13 protein-coding genes are annotated in these 16,457 nt (G+C 71.9%); 5 read left to right on the forward strand and 8 right to left on the reverse strand.

Going from position 1 to position 16,457, the window contains the following annotated elements; genetic code table 11:
• Positions 1–57 precede the first annotated feature (57 nt).
• Positions 58–1,932: a hypothetical protein gene (locus tag EDF63_RS14465; RefSeq protein WP_123313735.1), complete on the reverse strand. Its 1,875-nt coding sequence runs from the start codon at positions 1,930–1,932 to the stop codon at positions 58–60.
• Between the two features lie 106 nt (positions 1,933–2,038).
• On the opposite strand from EDF63_RS14465, the gene EDF63_RS14470 reads away from it, so the two are divergent.
• Both EDF63_RS14470 and EDF63_RS14475 read left to right on the forward strand, forming a co-directional pair.
• Positions 2,039–3,331, forward strand: coding sequence for an acyltransferase (locus EDF63_RS14470; protein WP_185021442.1), 1,293 nt, complete (start codon positions 2,039–2,041; stop codon positions 3,329–3,331).
• A gap of 146 nt (positions 3,332–3,477) precedes the next feature.
• Complete coding sequence (locus EDF63_RS14475; RefSeq protein WP_123313737.1) at positions 3,478–4,452, forward strand: GH25 family lysozyme; 975 nt, start codon at positions 3,478–3,480, stop codon at positions 4,450–4,452.
• A 296-nt stretch (positions 4,453–4,748) separates the two neighbouring features.
• On the opposite strand, the gene EDF63_RS14480 is transcribed toward EDF63_RS14475, so the two are convergent.
• On the reverse strand, positions 4,749–5,972 hold the full coding sequence (locus EDF63_RS14480; RefSeq protein WP_185021443.1) for a polysaccharide pyruvyl transferase family protein: 1,224 nt from the start codon (positions 5,970–5,972) through the stop codon (positions 4,749–4,751).
• A gap of 48 nt (positions 5,973–6,020) precedes the next feature.
• On the opposite strand from EDF63_RS14480, the gene EDF63_RS14485 reads away from it, so the two are divergent.
• A complete protein-coding gene (locus EDF63_RS14485) occupies positions 6,021–7,208 on the forward strand; it encodes a glycosyltransferase (RefSeq protein ID WP_123313739.1) in 1,188 nt (395 codons plus the stop codon).
• Here EDF63_RS14485 and EDF63_RS14490 read toward each other — a convergent pair.
• The 4 genes from EDF63_RS14490 to EDF63_RS14505 form a co-directional block, all read right to left on the reverse strand.
• The gene (locus tag EDF63_RS14490) at positions 7,175–8,593 is read right to left on the reverse strand and encodes a hypothetical protein (protein ID WP_123313740.1); all 1,419 of its coding nucleotides are present in this window, start codon (positions 8,591–8,593) and stop codon (positions 7,175–7,177) included. The two genes, EDF63_RS14485 and EDF63_RS14490, sit on opposite strands and share 34 nt — an antisense overlap.
• A gap of 11 nt (positions 8,594–8,604) precedes the next feature.
• Positions 8,605–9,912, reverse strand: a complete 1,308-nt coding sequence (locus tag EDF63_RS14495) for a UDP-glucose/GDP-mannose dehydrogenase family protein (protein WP_123313741.1) — start codon at positions 9,910–9,912, stop codon at positions 8,605–8,607.
• Positions 9,913–9,978: 66 nt separating this feature from the next.
• Positions 9,979–10,527, reverse strand: coding sequence for a PH domain-containing protein (locus EDF63_RS14500; RefSeq protein WP_123313742.1), 549 nt, complete (start codon positions 10,525–10,527; stop codon positions 9,979–9,981).
• 4 nt (positions 10,528–10,531) lie between these two features.
• Positions 10,532–11,332 carry a biotin--[acetyl-CoA-carboxylase] ligase gene (locus EDF63_RS14505; RefSeq protein WP_123313743.1) on the reverse strand — a complete coding sequence of 267 codons (801 nt, stop codon included), beginning with the start codon at positions 11,330–11,332 and terminating at the stop codon, positions 10,532–10,534.
• A 74-nt stretch (positions 11,333–11,406) separates the two neighbouring features.
• Here EDF63_RS14505 and EDF63_RS14510 point away from each other — a divergent pair, with 74 nt between their 5' ends.
• Both EDF63_RS14510 and EDF63_RS14515 read left to right on the forward strand, forming a co-directional pair.
• Positions 11,407–13,002: an acyl-CoA carboxylase subunit beta gene (locus EDF63_RS14510; protein ID WP_123313744.1), complete on the forward strand. Its 1,596-nt coding sequence runs from the start codon at positions 11,407–11,409 to the stop codon at positions 13,000–13,002.
• Positions 13,002–13,256 carry an acyl-CoA carboxylase subunit epsilon gene (locus tag EDF63_RS14515; RefSeq protein WP_123313745.1) on the forward strand — a complete coding sequence of 85 codons (255 nt, stop codon included), beginning with the start codon at positions 13,002–13,004 and terminating at the stop codon, positions 13,254–13,256. The genes EDF63_RS14510 and EDF63_RS14515 overlap by 1 nt, the downstream gene beginning before the upstream one ends.
• Before the next feature lie 797 nt (positions 13,257–14,053).
• Here the strand turns inward: EDF63_RS14515 and EDF63_RS14520 are convergent.
• Positions 14,054–15,103 (reverse strand): hypothetical protein, encoded by a 1,050-nt coding sequence (locus EDF63_RS14520; RefSeq protein ID WP_123313746.1) that lies wholly within the window; start codon positions 15,101–15,103, stop codon positions 14,054–14,056.
• Entirely contained in the window at positions 15,100–16,455 is a 1,356-nt protein-coding gene (locus EDF63_RS14525; RefSeq protein ID WP_123313747.1) for a sensor histidine kinase, read from the reverse strand. Before EDF63_RS14525 ends, EDF63_RS14520 begins: the two co-directional genes overlap by 4 nt.
• Positions 16,456–16,457 lie beyond the last annotated feature (2 nt).

Raw genomic sequence — 16,457 nt, forward strand, 5'->3', positions numbered from 1 at the left:
GGGCTTCGGGACCAGGTCATCGTAGACGCTGGTGTGGCGCGCTCCCTGGAGCGGCGACTACTTCGCGAACTTGACGATCTGGATGCGGCAGGGGATCTCGGGATCGGTCGACCGGTCGGCGCTGCACGAGATCGTCGCGTTGTACGTCCCGACGAGCTTCCCGGCCATCGAGTAGTCGCGTGCTGGTGCAGTGGCGGGGTCGAACTGCACGAAGTACTGCACGCCCTGGTCGATGAACAGCTTGCGCATCGCGTCCGAGTGGTACGTGTACCCCTGACCTGAGCGACCGTACACACGCGTGTCGGTCAGGAACGCGAGCGACGACAGCGAGCGGTAGTTCGAGCCGATGACGGTCGCGTCCTCCGGCAGGGCACCGCTCGCCCGGATCTGGTCGGCGAGCCGGACGATCTCGGGCACGTCGGTCGGTCCGGTGACGCGCAGGGCCTCGGTGCGGTTCACCGACGGGTAGAAGGGTGCCGGCGACCCGATCCAGTTCTGCGTGAACGACGCCACGGGGACGACGGCGATCGCGACGCACGCGACGATCGTCCGGACCACGCCGCGTCGGCGGACCAGCCGCCAGACGGCCGGCAGCATGAGCGCGCCGATCATCGCCGTCAGGTAGAACAGCGGCCAGTAGTACCGCGCGTTCCCGCCGCCGCTCGACGACGACGTGATCATGCCGTAGCCGACGAAGTAGACCAGGGTCGTCGCCGCCACGATGCAGGTGAAGGCGTACCGGCGGAACCGGACCACGCCGATCACCAGGGCCGCGGCGAAGAGCAGGGCGATCGGTGCGGCGAACGGCGCGAACGTGCTGATCTTCTGCAGGTAGTAGGGCAGCGCGAGCATCCGCTCGTGCAGGTAGTAGCCGGCGCGGGCCGCGATGCCGGAGTCCTTCGTGACCTTCGGCGCGGTGTCCTCGGTGGTGGCGGCGTCGTCGGTCGGCGGCACCACGGCGGGGTCCGGGTTGTCCATCGGGCCCTGCTTGTAGACCGACGGGGTGAAGTCCTCGTTCGGCGAGAACGCGTGCGAGTTCGGCGGCACGGGCAGGAACGGCCAGTCGGTCGCGCGCCCGCCGTCGTCGAACTTCGAGCCGATGTTCACCGAGAGCGACGAGCCCAGGGTCGGCGAACCGTACTTCATGGTGAGCGCGCCCACCCACGGCGCGATGACGACGGCGAAGACCACGATCGTGGCCACGGGCGACGTCCACCAGTGCCGCACCGGCTCGCGGCGGCGTCGAGCGGACCACACCCGCAGCAGCAGCCACAGGATCACCGCACCGACCGCCACGGGCAGCAGGAACAGCTTGACGAAGTACCCGATGGCCGCGACGGCGCCGAGCACGCCGCCGGAGACCAGCCGGGCCCGCGTCGACCCGTGCAGCGCCTGGTCCGCCCACCGGAGTGCCCAGAGGTAGCCGACGACCCACGCGACGACGAGCAGGTCGGGGGTCTGCACCGACACCGCGCTCATCAGCGCCGGGATCGCGGTGACCATGAAGAGGACCGCCGGGACGATGCGGTGGTTCTGCGACCAGACCAGCCAGCCGCCGATGCCGAGCACGACGGCGACCGCGAAGCAGTTCACGACCGCGAACGCCGTCTGCATGCCGAGACCGGCCGCGATGAACGGCGCCATCATCCAGGACACCATCGGCGACCAGTAGGCGTTGATGGCGTCGGGCAGCCAGCCGTTCGCGTACTCGCGGGCGATGCCCATGTAGGAGATGCCGTCGACGTTCGTCACGCCGAGGCGGTTGTGGTACGCGACGGCGGCGCTGAGCGCGACGCCCACGACGACGAGGAGTGCCAGGACGAGCGGTGCGACGACGCGCGCGAACCGACGCGGAGCGGCCCCCGAACGCCGATGATCCGGCTCGTGGGTGATCTGCGTTGCGGCTGCGCTCGTCGAGGTCACGTGCTTCATCATGACATCCGAACCGAAACACCAGGCACAGGGCCCGCATCGCGACACCCGCTCGGCGTGTGGGAGACTGCCTGCGACCCCGCTCCGACCACACCGAGGACGATCGTTGGCCACCGAGACCCGCGCAGCAGAATCCGCAGCCGATCCCGTTGCCGCCGCGCCCCGCGCCGGCGGCCGGCTCGAGTTCCCCTACCTGGACGGGCTCCGCGGCCTCGCCGCACTCGCGGTGGTCTTCTACCACGCGTACCTCTTCACCGGGACGACCGGCACCGGCCCGACCGAGCTGCCCTGGCTGCGCCCGATCATCGGCTGGGGCTACCTCGGCGTCCCGCTCTTCATCGTGCTGTCCGGCTACGTGCTCATGCTGCCGGTGCTGACCCGGTTCGACCGGTACCGCCTGCCCGGCGGCTTCTGGAAGTTCGTCTGGCGTCGCGCCCGACGGATCATCCCCCCGTACTGGGCGTCGCTCGTGCTGTTCGCGCTCCTCATCCTGTTCGTCCCCGTGCTCGGTCAGCCCGGTGGCACGCAGTGGGACACGAAGCTGCCGATGGGCTGGGGCACGTTCCTGACGCACTTCTTCCTGGTGCACGACTTCTTCCCGCAGTACATCGGCAAGATCAACGGCCCGATGTGGACGGTCGCGGTCGAGTGGCAGATCTACTTCCTGATGCCGCTCCTGATCCTGCCGCTGTGGCGGGTGTTCGGCGGCTGGGCGACGGCCTCGAGCCTGGTGCTGATCGGCATGTGGATGGGCGCCGAGAGCCGCTACTCGTTCATGCACCCGTGGTTCGTCGGCCTGTTCGCGGTGGGGATGCTCGCCGCCGAGCTGACCGTGAAGGCCCGCGACGAGCACCTGTCCGGCGTGGTCCGCGAACGCTCGAAGCTCGGCGGGCCGCGGTGGGCGAGCGGCGCCTTCGTCGGCGCGATGGTGCTCGGGACGCTGCTGGTGTTCTTCCGCAACCGCGACTACTGGCAGCACCAGACCTGGCCGTCGGAGGTCGTCACCGGCATCCTGGCCGGCATCCTGCTCACCTGGATGGGGCGCCAGGCGGTCACCGGCAACCACACGTGGCTCGCCCGCTTCTTCGCCTGGAAGCCCTTCGTGCTCGCCGGTCTGGTGTCGTACTCGATCTACCTTTTCCACAGCCCGCTGCTGGGCCTCGGCAACCTGCTCCTGCTGCCCCTCGGCCTGTACCCGAAGTACCAGTTCCTGATGATGGTCTTCGTCGTGATCCCCGTCGTGATCGGCATCTGCATCGGCTTCTGGTGGCTCGTCGAGCGCAACTTCATGAACCGCCGACAGAAGCACGCGACGGCCGAGGTGTCGCACCGCGGACGCCTGCCCGAGGTCGAGACCGACAGCGCCTCCCCCGACGCGGGCAGCCGCAGCGCGCGCTGACGACCGCACCACGTTGCTCGCGCCCGCGGTCGCCGCCGTGCTGCGCGTCGCGGACAGCACGGGCGGGCGGCAGGTAGCATCGCTCGGACCGCGGCGTGGGTGATCAGGCCCACGGCATCTCGACAGGGAAGACGAGACGAGACCACATGCGCGCACCGATCACCAGGATCCTCGGACTCGGCACCGCTGCCGCCGTCGCCGGGGCCATCACCTTCGGCAGCGGGACGGCGGTCGCCGAGACAGCCCCGACCACGCCGGCTCCGACGGCCACCGCGGCGGCGACCCCCGCCCCCGCGGCCGAGCAGCTCTCCATCGCCGAGATGGACCGCACCGGGAACCACACCATGGGCGCCGGCATCGCCGCCCACGCCGGCGAGTCGCACGTCACGGTCACCGCGCCGGACAGCGCCGCCGGCGGCGTGAGCGCCCAGTCGCTGAGCACCTCCTCCGCCGCCACCGCGTCCGGCCCGCCCCCGGGACGCATCCAGGGCTTCGACATCAGCGCCTGGCAGCCGAGCGTCAACTTCCTGCAGGCGTACCGCAACGGCGCCCGGTTCGCCTACGTCAAGGCGACCGAGGGCACCTCGTACGTCAGCTCGACCTACAAGCAGCAGTACGCCACCGCCAAGCAGCGGAACCTGTACCGCGGTGGCTACGTGTACGCGCAGCCGAGCCAGGCGAGCGGCGCCGCGACGGCGAACTACTTCTTCGCGCACGGCGGGCAGTGGAGCAAGGACGGCAAGACCCTGCCGCCCCTGCTCGACATCGAGTACGGCAGCGCGGCACAGGGCACCTGCTACGGCAAGACCTGGGGCCAGATGCGCAGCTGGATCAAGGACTTCTCGAACACCGTCTACAAGAAGATCCACCGCTACCCGGCGATCTACACGACGACGGACTGGTGGAAGCGTTGCACGAACAACAGCAACCAGTTCTCGAAGAACCCGCTGTTCGTCGCGATCTACCCCGTGAAGAACTTCACCACGCCGGGCACCCTCGGGCGCAGCTGGTCGAAGTGGACCTTCTGGCAGTGGGCGTCCAGCGGGGTGCTCCCCGGCGACCAGGACGTCTACCGCAACAACATCACGTACCTGAAGCGCTTCGCGGCCAAGACCGAGTGACGCGCGTCACGCCCTGAGCTGTTGCGGAGCCGGACGGGAGGCCCGTGGCGGTGTCGCCACGGGCCTCCCGTCCGCCGCACGGTGCGGACTCCGACACCCGGTGCGCCGTTGCACGCCCCGTGCCGCCACACAACCACGCACCACACGGGCAAGCCCGCACCAGACGACGACGCACGCACGGTGCGCAGCCCACGCACCACGCGCCGGCGAGCTTCGCCCGGGCGGACGGGAGGCCCGTGGCGGTGTCGCCACGGGCCTCCCGTCCGTCGTCGGCTCACGATCGCGAGCCGCCGGTGTCAGCGGACGTCGCGGGTCGCCTCGGCGAAGTCGGCGTCGAGCGCGGTCGCCATCCGGGCCACGCCCTCGGCGAGCTGCGCGCGGACCGCGTCGCGGTCCGCGTCGAGCCGCTCGAGCTGCGCCGTCACGTCGTCGACGAAGCTCGGCTCGAGCGCCGCCTCGATCGGCTTCGAGAACTCCTGCTGACCCATCTGCTCGAAGAACAGCCGGCCCTTGTCGACGTAGTAGAGCACCGCGGCGGGGACGCCGGCGATGGTCGCGACGATCGCGGAGTGCAGGCGGCTCGCCAGGAACAGCCGGCTGCGCGACATCAGCCCCGCGTACTCGGACGGCGAGAACTCGTCGGCCTCGACGACGTGGGTGCGGTCGGCGTGCCGCATGAGGGCGATGACCTCGCGGGCGAAGGCGGCGTCGCCCTCGGAGGCCTCCATGTGCATCGGGTAGAACACGACGTCGGCGTCCCAGCGGTCGATGACGCGGTCGGCCAGGTCCGCGACGGCCTGGCGGTACGTGACGAGCTTGTCGCTGTCGACGCCGGTCTGCCGGAAGCGCTTCGGCAGGAAGCGGAACGGGATCCAGCCACTGCGCTTGTAGTGGAACCAGCGGCGGACCCCGAAGCCGATCGAGCCCTCGAGGCGCTCGGCGGTCAGGCCGGTGGTGCGCTCGAGGCGTTCGAGGACGTCGGCGTCGGGCGCGGTGACGGTCCCGACGACGGCCGGGTCGAACGACGACACGATCGGTGTGCGGACGCCCCACGCCAGGAGCTTCTCGCGGGACTCGTCGTCGCGCACGGCGAACGAGCGGCACAGGTCGACGGTGGCGCGGATCAGGCGCTTGCTCACGCCGGCGGTCGTCGGGCCGATGCCCTGGAAGGCCCCGACCAGGTTCTTGTTGACCGCGCGGACCAGCAGCATCTTGCCGAACCAGTACACGAGGCCGAGCTTGTTCGTGTAGTCCTTCAGGATCTCGCCGCCACCCCACAGGACGACGTCGGCGCCGCGTGCGGCACGCAGCAGGGCGAACAGGTCGCCGATGCCGGTGCTGTACGGCGAGACCGGCAGGAACCGGATCCCGAACCACGCGGCGTCCCGCTCGGGGTACTGCGACAGGGAGACGATCTCGGCGTCGGGCCACCGCCGGCGGACCAGCTCGACGTTGCCGGCGAGGATCGCCCGGTCCCCGCGGTTGTGGGGCGAATCGCTATTGTGGATCAGAACGCGCACGGGTGGAGAGCCTACCGGACCGTCCCCCGCGACCCCCGGAAAGGCACGATGTCCCGCCCCACCCCCTCCGCCCGTCCCCGCCTGCTCGTCCTCGGCTCGACGTTCCCGGCCCGTCCGGACGACGGCGTGCCGGCGTTCGTGCTCGACCTCGCCCACCAGGAGGCACTCGAGTTCGACACGATGGTGCTCACCCCGCGCGTACCCGGCGGCGCCACCACCGAACGCATCGGCGACGTCGGCGTCCGGCGCTTCCCGTACTTCCCGAAGGCGTTCGAGGACCTGGCCGACGGCGCGATCCTCGACAACCTCAAGGAACGCCGGTCACGCATCGTGCAGGTGCCGGCGCTGGTGCTCGCGCAGTGGTTCGCGGTCCGCCGTGTGGTCCGCTCCGCGAAGCCCGACGTCATCCACGCGCACTGGGCCATCCCGCAGGCCCTGGTCGCGACACTGGCGGCCCCGGGCGTGCCCGTCGTCGTCACGACCCACGGAGGCGACATCTACGCGCTCCGTGCCGCTCCCCTGGTCCGCCTGAAGCGCTGGGTGTTCGGCCGTTCGGCGCACGTCACGACCGTGAACTCCGAGATGCGTGAACGGTTGACCGAGTGGGGCGTGCCCGAGGCCCGGTCCACCGTGATCCCGATGGGCGTCGACCTCGGCCCGGCCCGCGACACCCGCGCCCGCGTCCCCGCCCAGGAGCACCACGTCGTGGCGGTCGGCCGGCTGGTCGAGAAGAAGGGCTTCGGCAACCTGATCGAGGCCCTCCGGGGACTCGGCGACGACGTGCCGTGGCGGCTCACCGTGGTCGGTGACGGCCCCTACCGGGCCCAGCTCGAGCAGCAGGCCGCCGGACTGCCCGTGACGTTCCTCGGTCAGCGCGGACGCACCGAGGTGCTCGAGACCCTGGCATCGGCCACCGTCGTGGCGGTGCCGTCGATCCCGGCGGCGAACGGCGATCAAGAGGGACTGCCGGTCACCCTGCTCGAGGCTGCTGCCGTCGGTGCAGCGATCGTCGCGAGTGACCTGCCCGGCATCCGCGACGTCGTGCGGGACGACGTGTCCGGCGTCCTCGTGCCCCCGGGCGATGTCCCTGCGCTCCGGGCAGCCCTGCAGCGCGTGCTCACCGACGATGCCGCACGGGCGCGCTACCAGGAGCAGGCCGTCGTCTCGGCGGCGGAGTTCTCGACCGAGCGGATCGGCGAGCGCTACCGGGCGGTGCTGCGCGCGGCCATCGCGTAGGTCACCAGCATCGCGGCGGCGCAGACGACCGCCGCCCCGAACGCGAGCACGACGACGGTGCCGGAGTGCTCGACGAGGTCCGAGCCCTCGAACCGCAGGAGCGACCACGTCGGCACGAACGCGACGGCGCCCCAGACCAGCACGAGCACGGTTGCCGCGCGACGCCAGGCGAGGAAGCCGGCCGCCATCGCGAACACGATCGGCAGCAGCACCGTGAGCGTGTAGCGGTTGAGCGGCGCGCCGCCCCCGGCGGTGTAGCGGATCTCGACGACGACGAACAGCAGCGTGACCACCACGAGCATCGCGACCACGAGGCGGCGCGGCCACCGGTCGTCGTCGGCGGGCGCCCAGGGCTGGAGGCGCCGCAGCACGAGGGCCGCGACGAACAGCAGCACCGGGACGAGCAGGAGCACCCACGGCAGCGGGCTCGCGATCGGCAACGACCCGCGGTACAGCGCGAAGAGCTGCCGCCAGAACCCGAGCATCGAGACGACCTCGGCCTCGGAGTAGTGCGGTCGCGGCGTGTACCCGGGCCAGGCCGTCGGTCGGCCGCTGAACGACCCGGTCAGTGCCTCGTTCCGCAGCCAGAACCACCCGGAGGCGGCTGCGGCCGCCAGCACCGGGACCGCCGTGACGGCGACGCGGGCCCAGGTACCGCGGAGCCGGCCGAACCGGACCGTGCGGGCCAGCGCGAACGCGACGACGATCGCCACGAGCCAGAGGGCGAACGACAGGCGGGTTGTCGCGCCGGAGGCGGCCACGAAGGCGCCACCGACGGCGAGCCCCGGGCCGACGCCGGACCGGAGCGCTGCGCCCGCGACGCCGCACGCCAGCGCGCAGGTCAACGCTGCGAGCGAGTCGTTGTACACGACGCCGCCCTGCACTACGAGGACGCTCGTCGACGCGGTGACGACGGCCACGGTGGCCGGCAGCCGGACGACCCCGGGGAAGCAGCGGCCAGCCGCCCACGCGGCGACCGGCACGATCGCCGCCACGAACACGGCGTTCACCAGACGACCGAGCACCACGGCCTGCACCGGGTGCCCGGCGTCGACGAGCGGCCCCACCACCGGTGCGAGCAGCAGGTAGAAGAGCGGCGGGTGCTGCGCGACCCACTGCACGGGCGGGGTCCCGCCGAACCCCGGACGGAACCGGATGCCGTCGGACAGGACCGGGAGCTGCCCGTGCCAGACCCGCAGCACGTAGTCGACGTGCGCCGACTCGTCCACGCTCGCGAGCGGCATCGACGAGAACGTCCGCGCCACCGACGCCGTCAGGGCGAGCAGCGTCGCCGCGAGCACGACCGGTGTCGCCCAGTCCCGGCCGCAGAACCCCGCGGTGAGCAGGGCGCGGATGCGGTCCGAGCGCCGGGTGCGCTGCTGCACGTCAGGCGACGTCAGCGTCCCATGCCGCGGTACGTGAAGCCGGCGGCGGTCCACGCGTCGCGGTCGAGGCAGTTGCGGCCGTCGATGACGACCGGGCTCGACACCAGGGACGCCGCCGTGGTCGCGTCGAGCTCGCGGAACTCCGTCCACTCGGTCAGCACGAGGACCAGGTCGGCGCCGGACAGCGCGTCCGCCGCGGTCTCGACGAAGTCGAGCTCCGGGTGCACGCGGCGGGCGGTGACGACGGCCTCGGGGTCGTAGGCGGACACCGTGGCGCCGAGCTCGTGCAGGCGTGCGGCGATGTCGAGGGCCGGCGAGTCACGGACGTCGTCCGAGTTCGGCTTGAAGGCCAGACCGAGCACCGCGACGCGCTTGCCGGTGACGGCCCCGCCGAGCAGCTCCTGCGCGAGCTCGACGACGTGCGCACGACGACGCAGGTTCGTGGCGTCGACGTCGGCCAGGAACGCGAGGGACTCCCCGACGCCGAGCTCGTTCGCCCGGGCCTGGAACGCGCGGATGTCCTTCGGCAGGCAGCCGCCACCGAAGCCGAGGCCGGCGTTCAGGAACTTGCGGCCGATGCGGGCGTCGTGGCCGATGGCGTCGGCGAGCGCGGTGACGTCGGCACCGGCGACCTCGGCGATCTCGGCCATCGAGTTGATGAACGAGATCTTCGTGGCGAGGAACGCGTTCGCGCTGATCTTGACGAGCTCGGCGGTGGGCAGGTTGACGACGAGTCGGGGCGTGCCGGTGGAGAGCGCCTCGGCGTAGACCTCGTCGAGGGCGTCGACGGCGGCCTGTCCGGCGGCACCGTCCGGGACGCCGTAGACGAAGCGGTCCGGGCTGATGGTGTCCTGCACGGCGAAGCCCTCGCGGAGGAACTCGGGGTTCCAGACGAGCGTCGCCCCGGGCACGGCCTCGGACACCTCGGCGGCGAGGCGCGCAGCGGTGCCGACCGGGACGGTCGACTTGCCGACGACGAACTCGCCGGCGGACAGGTACGGGGTGAGCGCGGCCACAGCGGCGTCGACGTACGTCAGGTCCGCGGCGCCGGTCGGGCTCTGCGGCGTCCCGACGGCGAGGAAGTGCACGCGGGCACCGGCGACCTCGGCCATGTCGGTGGTGAAGCGGATCCGGCCGGAGGCGAGCGCCTCGGTCAGGATCTCCGGGAGTCCGGGCTCGAAGAAGGGGGCCTCGCCGGCGGCGAGCCGCTCGATCTTCGTCGGGTCGACGTCGACGGCGACGACCTCGTGTCCGAGCTTGGCCATGGAGGCGGCGTGCACGGCACCGAGGTACCCGCAGCCGATGACAGAGATACGCACGACGAAGAAGGTACCGGTTTCTCGTGGGAGTTCCAGCACCGAGCGGCCCAGGGTGTCGCGGCGGCGTCAGGCTCGGACGTCGCCCCACGGCGGTCGGTCCGGGCCGCCGACGATCTCGTCCCAGTCCGGCTCGCGGTGGCGTCGCCGGGCCTCGTGGGCCTCGACCAGGTCGTGCAGCACGGCCACCACCAGGTCGGCGTGCGGCACGTCGGCGAGCACCACGGCGGGGTCGTCGCCCGGGAACACCAGGACGTCACCGGAGCGGAACACTCCCTGGAGCCCGCGCCGGCGCACCGTCACGTCGTACCCGCGGGAGTGCAGGAGCTCGCGCCGGGTCCGTGTACCGAGCCCGTGCACGACCACGAGCCGCCGGGTCGTGACGACGTACCGCTCGGACATCCACCGGAACAGCGGCACGGCACCGCCGAACACCACGAGCACCACGACGAGTGCGGCGACGACGGCGTTCAGCCATGCCAGCTGCGCCTGGAACACGCCGAACCCGAACCCGCCGGCGACCACGACCAGCACGACGAACACCGCCGGGCGCACGAGTCGACGAGCGTGTGGTCGCAGGCGAGCGACGACGCGTTCGGGCGGCGGCTCGGCGGTCATGCCGTCATGCATACCGCAGGTGGGTGATGTCCCCCACGGCGACGCCCCTGGAGGCGCCCGCTCGATCCCGGATCGTGATGCGGCCCTCGTCGTCGATGCCGGTGGCGTCCGCTTCCTCGACGGAGCCGTCGGGCAGCTCGAGGCGGATGCGGCGACCGATCGTGCCGCACGCGGCACGGACGTGGGACCGGACCGTCTCGGCGGCGGGACCACCCGTGACCAGGGTGGTCACGGCCTCCAGGACGGCGGCCCGGAAGGCGGACAGGACCGCGTCGGCCAGGGCGGGAGCGTCGTCGACCGCGCCGGCGACGCGCAGCGACGTCGACGTCGGGGTCGGCAGACGGTCGGCGGGGATCGTGAGGTTCACGCCGGCGCCGACGACGACGCTGCCGTCGGACGCGACCTGGCAGAGGATGCCGCACACCTTGTCGCCGGCGACCTGGACGTCGTTCGGCCACTTGACGGCGACGTCGGCGCCGGCGGGCAGCACCCGGGCGATCGCGTCGCGCATGGCGGCGCCGGCGACCAGGGGCAGCCAGCCGCGGTCGTGGTCCGCGAGGTCGGCGCGCACGAGCAGGCTCGCGGCCAACGCTTCGCCGTCGGGAGCACTCCACGTGCGGTCCAGACGCCCACGACCCGAGGTCTGGTGGAGCGTCGCGACCACGCTGCCGTGCTGCTGCGCGGGTGCCGCGGCGAGCAGGTCGGCGTTCGTGGAGCCGGTCTCGTCGGGGACGGTGAGGGTCGCGCCCGCCGACCGGACCGCCTCGCTGGTGACGGGGAACGACGGCGACGGGGATGTGGACATGCACGCAAATGTACGGGCAGGAACCGTGGGGGTCCTCCAACCGGCCCCGACCCCGCCGCCGGTAGGGTGAGCGGGTGACTTCAGGAGACACCCCCGATCTCTCGACGACGGCCGGCCGGCTGGCCGACCTCCGTGAGCGGTACCACGAGGCCGTGACCGCCGCGGGCGAGTCCGCGATCGCCAAGCAGCACGCCAAGGGCAAGGGCACCGCGCGCGAACGCATCGAGCAGCTGCTCGACGAGAACTCCTTCGTGGAGTTCGACGAGTTCGTCCGCCACCGCACCACCTCGTTCGGCATGGACGCCAAGCGCCCCTACGGCGACGCGGTCGTCACCGGCGTCGGCACGATCCACGGCCGCAACGTCGCCGTGTACGCCCAGGACTTCACCGTCTTCGGCGGGTCGCTCGGCGAGGTCGCCGGCGAGAAGATCATCAAGGTCATGCAGCACGCGCTGAAGACCGGCGTGCCGATCATCGGCATCCTCGACTCCGGCGGCGCCCGGATCCAGGAGGGCGTGGTCGCGCTCGGCAAGTACGGCGAGATCTTCCGCCTCAACACCCAGGCGTCGGGTGTCATCCCGCAGCTGTCCATCGTGATGGGCCCGGCAGCCGGCGGTGCGGTCTACTCCCCCGCGCTCACCGACTTCGTGATCATGGTCGACAAGACCAGCCACATGTTCGTCACCGGCCCCGACGTCATCAAGACCGTCACGGGCGAGGACGTCGGCTTCGAGGAGCTCGGTGGCGCGCAGACCCACAACGCGGTCTCCGGTGTCGCCCACTACCTGGCCGAGGACGAGACCGACGCGCTCGACTACGCGCGCTCGCTCATCGGGTTCCTGCCGGACAACAACCTGTCCGACGCCCCCGCCTACGACGTCGCCCCGGAGCTCGAGACCACCGACGCCGACCACGAGCTCGACGTCGTCATCCCCGACTCGACGAACCAGCCGTACGACGTCACCACGATCATCGAGCACATCGTCGACGACGGCGAGTTCCTCGAGGTCCAGCCGCTGTTCGCGCCGAACATCCTGATCGGCTTCGGCCGGGTCGAGGGCCGGACCGTCGGCATCATCGCGAACCAGCCGCAGGCCATGGCCGGCACGCTGAACATCGACGCCGGCGAGAAGGCGGCCCGCTTCGTGCGGTTCTGCGACGCGTTCGGCATCCCGATCCTGACCCTGGTCGACGTCCCCGGCTACCTGCCCGGCACCGACCAGGAGTGGACCGGGGTCATCCGCCGCGGCGCGAAGCTCCTGTACGCCTACGCCGAGGCCACCGTGCCGCTCGTCACCGTGATCACGCGCAAGGCCTACGGCGGCGCGTACATCGTCATGGGGTCGAAGCAGCTCGGCGCCGACATCAACCTGGCCTGGCCGACCGCCGAGATCGCCGTCATGGGCGGACAGGGCGCCGTCAACATCCTGTACCGCGCCGAGATCAAGCGTGCCGAGGAGTCCGGCGAGGACGTCGCAGCGGTCCGCACGAAGCTCGCGAACGAGTACACCTACAACGTCGCGTCGCCGTACCTGGCTGCCGAGCGCGGTGAGCTCGACGGGATCATCCAGCCGCACGCCACCCGCGTCTCGGTCATCAAGGCCCTGCGCGCACTGCGCGGCAAGCGCGCCACGCTGCCGCCCAAGAAGCACGGGAACATCCCCCTCTGATGGGCCGTCACGCAGCTCCGGTCCCCACGGACGAGCCGGCATCGGTGGCCGACGTCCGGGTGGTCTCCGGCGAGCCCACCCCCGAGGAGCTCGCAGCGGTCGTCGCCGTGCTGCAGCGCCAGGCCGACGAGGCCGCAGCGGCCGGCCGGGCCGAGGTCGTCGACGAGCCGCGGACTGGGTGGCAGGCGTCGGCCCACGGTCTGCGTCGTCCGCTCGACCACGGCCCCGGTGCCTGGGGCCGATCGCTCCGCTGACCTTCGCTGACCTCGCTCACCTCGCTGTACCCCTGGTGTCCCCGTGTCGGTTGCCGTTGCAGGCTGCACTTCCCGGTCGGTATCCCCTCGCACGGGGGACACGAATCGCTCAAGTGGACCGGAAATGCCGATTTTGTCCCCCATAATGACGACTGACACGAGGGTTGCGGGTTGGCATAGTTACTGGTGTTCGGTGTCCTTCAACGAAGAACATCGCAGGTCGGTGGCCGACTAGGGTACGACGCCACCGCCCGCTGCGAGGCAGGGCGACATTCGGGTTGTCGCTCAGCCTCGGGTCGTGAACGGGCCGGTCGGATACGACCGGCCCGTTCCCCGTTTCCGGGGGCGTTCGCGTCGGTCTGGTCGTCGGTCGTCGATGCGGAACGACATCCTCGACGTCGTACGACGTCCACAGTGTCGTCCCCCGGCGCCTGCACCAGTTGCACGCGCGCACGAGCGACACCCCCGACGTCGTACGACGTCCGCGTTGTCGCGTCACCCGTCGGCGCCAGCCCGGCGTGCGACGGTGCGGCCGGGAGGCCCGTGACGGCGCCGCCACGGGCCTCCCGGCCGGCACGTGGCCCGTCCACCGCCGCGCGCGTCCCACGGACCCGGAACGACGTCCTCGACGTCGTACGACGTCGAGGACGTCGTTCGCACGCGGACACAACAGTTGCGCGCGCGCACGAGCGACACCCTCGATGTCGTACGACATCGACCTTGTCGCTTCCGTCCCGCCGCGCACGACGCCGCACACGACGCCGCGCACGACGCCGCGTGGGTCGGCGCAACGCGCCTCAGGCGGGCTCGTGCCGCGGGATCTCGAGCCAGAGGGCCACCGAGTCGTCCTCGTCGCCGTCGTCGTCCTCCATGCCGGCTCCGAGGGCGGCGGACTCGCTCGCCGCCGTGTCGAGCTTGAGCCCGACGACGGTCACCGCGGAGTCGGACCCCTCGCTGACGGTCCGGACGATGACGTTGTCGGCCTCGCGGGCCTGCCGGAGCGCCTCGGCGATGCGGGCGTGGATGCGGCGCACATCGTCGACCTCGAGCTCGTCGAGGCCGCCGTCGTCGTGCAGCTGCACCGTCGCACCCCGACGACGCAGGCGCATGACCTCGTCGCGGACGTCCTCGGACAGCAGGGAACGGCCGCGGATCTCGTCACGGATGGCCTGTTCGAGGTGCAGGCACTCGGCCCGGTCGGCGTCGTCCAGGTCGCCGCACGAGTCGATGATCCGCTGCAGCATCGGCAGGGCCATCCGTGTGGTCTGGCTCAGGCGGAACTGCCGCTCGAAGACGTGGGCGTCCTGCGCCGCCTGCCAATCGGCGGTCTCCTGCTCCGCACGGACGAGTTCGCGGGTGTTCCGGATCGCCCGGTTCATCGCCACGGCGAACACCGTGGCGATCGCGACCCAGGCCACGCTGCCGAGCACACCGAGCGCTCCGAGCGCGTCGAGACCGGCCCACGCCACGGTGTACACCGCCAGGAAGAGCACCCCGGCCCACGCGAACGGGCCACGGCCGCGGACGACCAGGACGACCATCAGCGTGCCGACGGCGGCGATCCACCACGTGGCGGTCCCCGGACCATTCGCCAGGTCGACGACCGGGGCCGCGACGAGCGGCGTCACGACCGCGGTGGCGAGCGAGAAGCACGCCGTCCAGACCGGCAGGACCTTGCCGGGCACGAAGAGCGCGGCGCCGGTGGCCGCCGCGTAGAGGACCATGCAGGCGATGACGGGTCCGACGTCGTGCACGCGCTGCAGTGACGCGACGGCGAGGACCAGGTGGTACACGGAGAACAGCGACGCCAGGCCGATTGCGATGCTCGCGGGGAGGGAGACCTTCATGCGGCGGCTCCGGTCGTCGAGGGCGCGGACGGCGTGGGAGGCGACCAGGTCAGCTCGATGCGCGTGCCCTCGCCCGGGGCGGTGTGCACCTCGGCCCGGCCGTCGACGGCCGCGACCCGCTCGATGATCGAACGCCGCACCCCGAGTCGTTCGGACGGGATCGTCGCGACGTCGAACCCGCGGCCGTCGTCACCGACCTCGACGTGCACGCCGTCGTCGTGCTGCTCGACGCGCACCCACCGGGTGACCTCGGGCCCACCGGCGTGCTGGACGCTGTTCACGGCGGCCTGCAGCGCAGCCGAGGCCAGTGCGTCGGCGACCGAGGCCGGCAGCCGGACCGCGCCGGACGGGGCGGGGACGAGCCGGACGGGCGCCGCGAGGGCACCGATCGCCTCGCCGATGCGGTCGCGGAGGTCGGCGAGCGAGACCGGGGTGTCGTCGTCCGGGCCGTCGGCCGCCGCGGCCTCGAGGTGGTCGATGGCGTTCCGCGCCATGCGCGCGGCGAGGGTCTTCGCCTCGAGCGTGTCGGCCCGGGCAGCGGAGAGCAGCGTCGTCAGCACGCTGTCGTGCACGATCGCGTCGACCTGCACGCGCTCGACCTCGACCGCGTGCTCACGGATCGCGAGCGAGTAGCGGCGGACCGCGGTGGACTGCGCCGTGTCGACGGACGAGGCGGCCCGGCGCAGGACCACCGCGATGACGAGCACCGCGCCGCTGAGCAGCGCCGTGTACACGCCGTCGAGCAGTGCGCGGACGAGCCCGGCGTCACCGCCGACCGGGGTGAGCCGGAGGACCACGTAGACCGCCGGCACGAGTGCGGTGTAGATCGTGGCCCGCCACGTGGCGAAGCCCATCGCCGCAGCGGTCGAGCCGACGGTGCAGAACCACCACGGCCACGGCTGCTGCGTGGACGGGATCGACTCCTGCACCGTGAGCGGCCACGTCGTCAGCGCGACCAGGAAGAGGAGCGCGCACAGGATCTGCGCGAGCTGGGCGATCCGCGGCACGAACGCCGACACCCCGACCAGGACGAACGACGCCCCGAGTGCGATCGCGACGAGCGGACCCCAGAACGGGTCGAGGTACGGCAACTGGGCGAGGACCGCCGGGGTGTCGACGACGCCGAGGCCGACCGCGGTCATCGCCAGCAGGATCGCGAAGGCACGCTCCACCGATGCCTGCGTGATCGACGCGCGGACGCTGCGCGACGGGTCGGCGCCGAAGGGCGCTCCGTCACCGAAGCCGACCGGGTCGCCACCGGCCCGGCTCGACGCCGCACCAGCGCCGCCCGACCCGCGGCCGGAGCGCCTGCCGGTCCCCCGGCGCGACGCCGGCTCAGCCGCGCTCACCATCG

Origin of the sequence: Curtobacterium sp. JUb34, from assembly GCF_003755065.1 — a bacterium.
Lineage (GTDB): Bacteria > Actinomycetota > Actinomycetes > Actinomycetales > Microbacteriaceae > Curtobacterium.

Bases quoted from the DNA above. Each gene is read 5' to 3' on its own strand.
- EDF63_RS14465 (WP_123313735.1), bottom strand. From the start codon at position 1,932: ATGAAGCACGTGACCTCGACGAGCGCAGCCGCAACGCAGATCACCCAC.
- EDF63_RS14475 (WP_123313737.1), top strand. From the start codon at position 3,478: ATGCGCGCACCGATCACCAGGATCCTCGGACTCGGCACCGCTGCCGCC.
- EDF63_RS14485 (WP_123313739.1), top strand. From the start codon at position 6,021: ATGTCCCGCCCCACCCCCTCCGCCCGTCCCCGCCTGCTCGTCCTCGGC.
- EDF63_RS14500 (WP_123313742.1), bottom strand. From the start codon at position 10,527: ATGACCGCCGAGCCGCCGCCCGAACGCGTCGTCGCTCGCCTGCGACCA.
- EDF63_RS14505 (WP_123313743.1), bottom strand. From the start codon at position 11,332: ATGTCCACATCCCCGTCGCCGTCGTTCCCCGTCACCAGCGAGGCGGTC.
- EDF63_RS14515 (WP_123313745.1), top strand. From the start codon at position 13,002: ATGGGCCGTCACGCAGCTCCGGTCCCCACGGACGAGCCGGCATCGGTG.
- EDF63_RS14520 (WP_123313746.1), bottom strand. From the start codon at position 15,103: ATGAAGGTCTCCCTCCCCGCGAGCATCGCAATCGGCCTGGCGTCGCTG.
- EDF63_RS14525 (WP_123313747.1), bottom strand. From the start codon at position 16,455: ATGGTGAGCGCGGCTGAGCCGGCGTCGCGCCGGGGGACCGGCAGGCGC.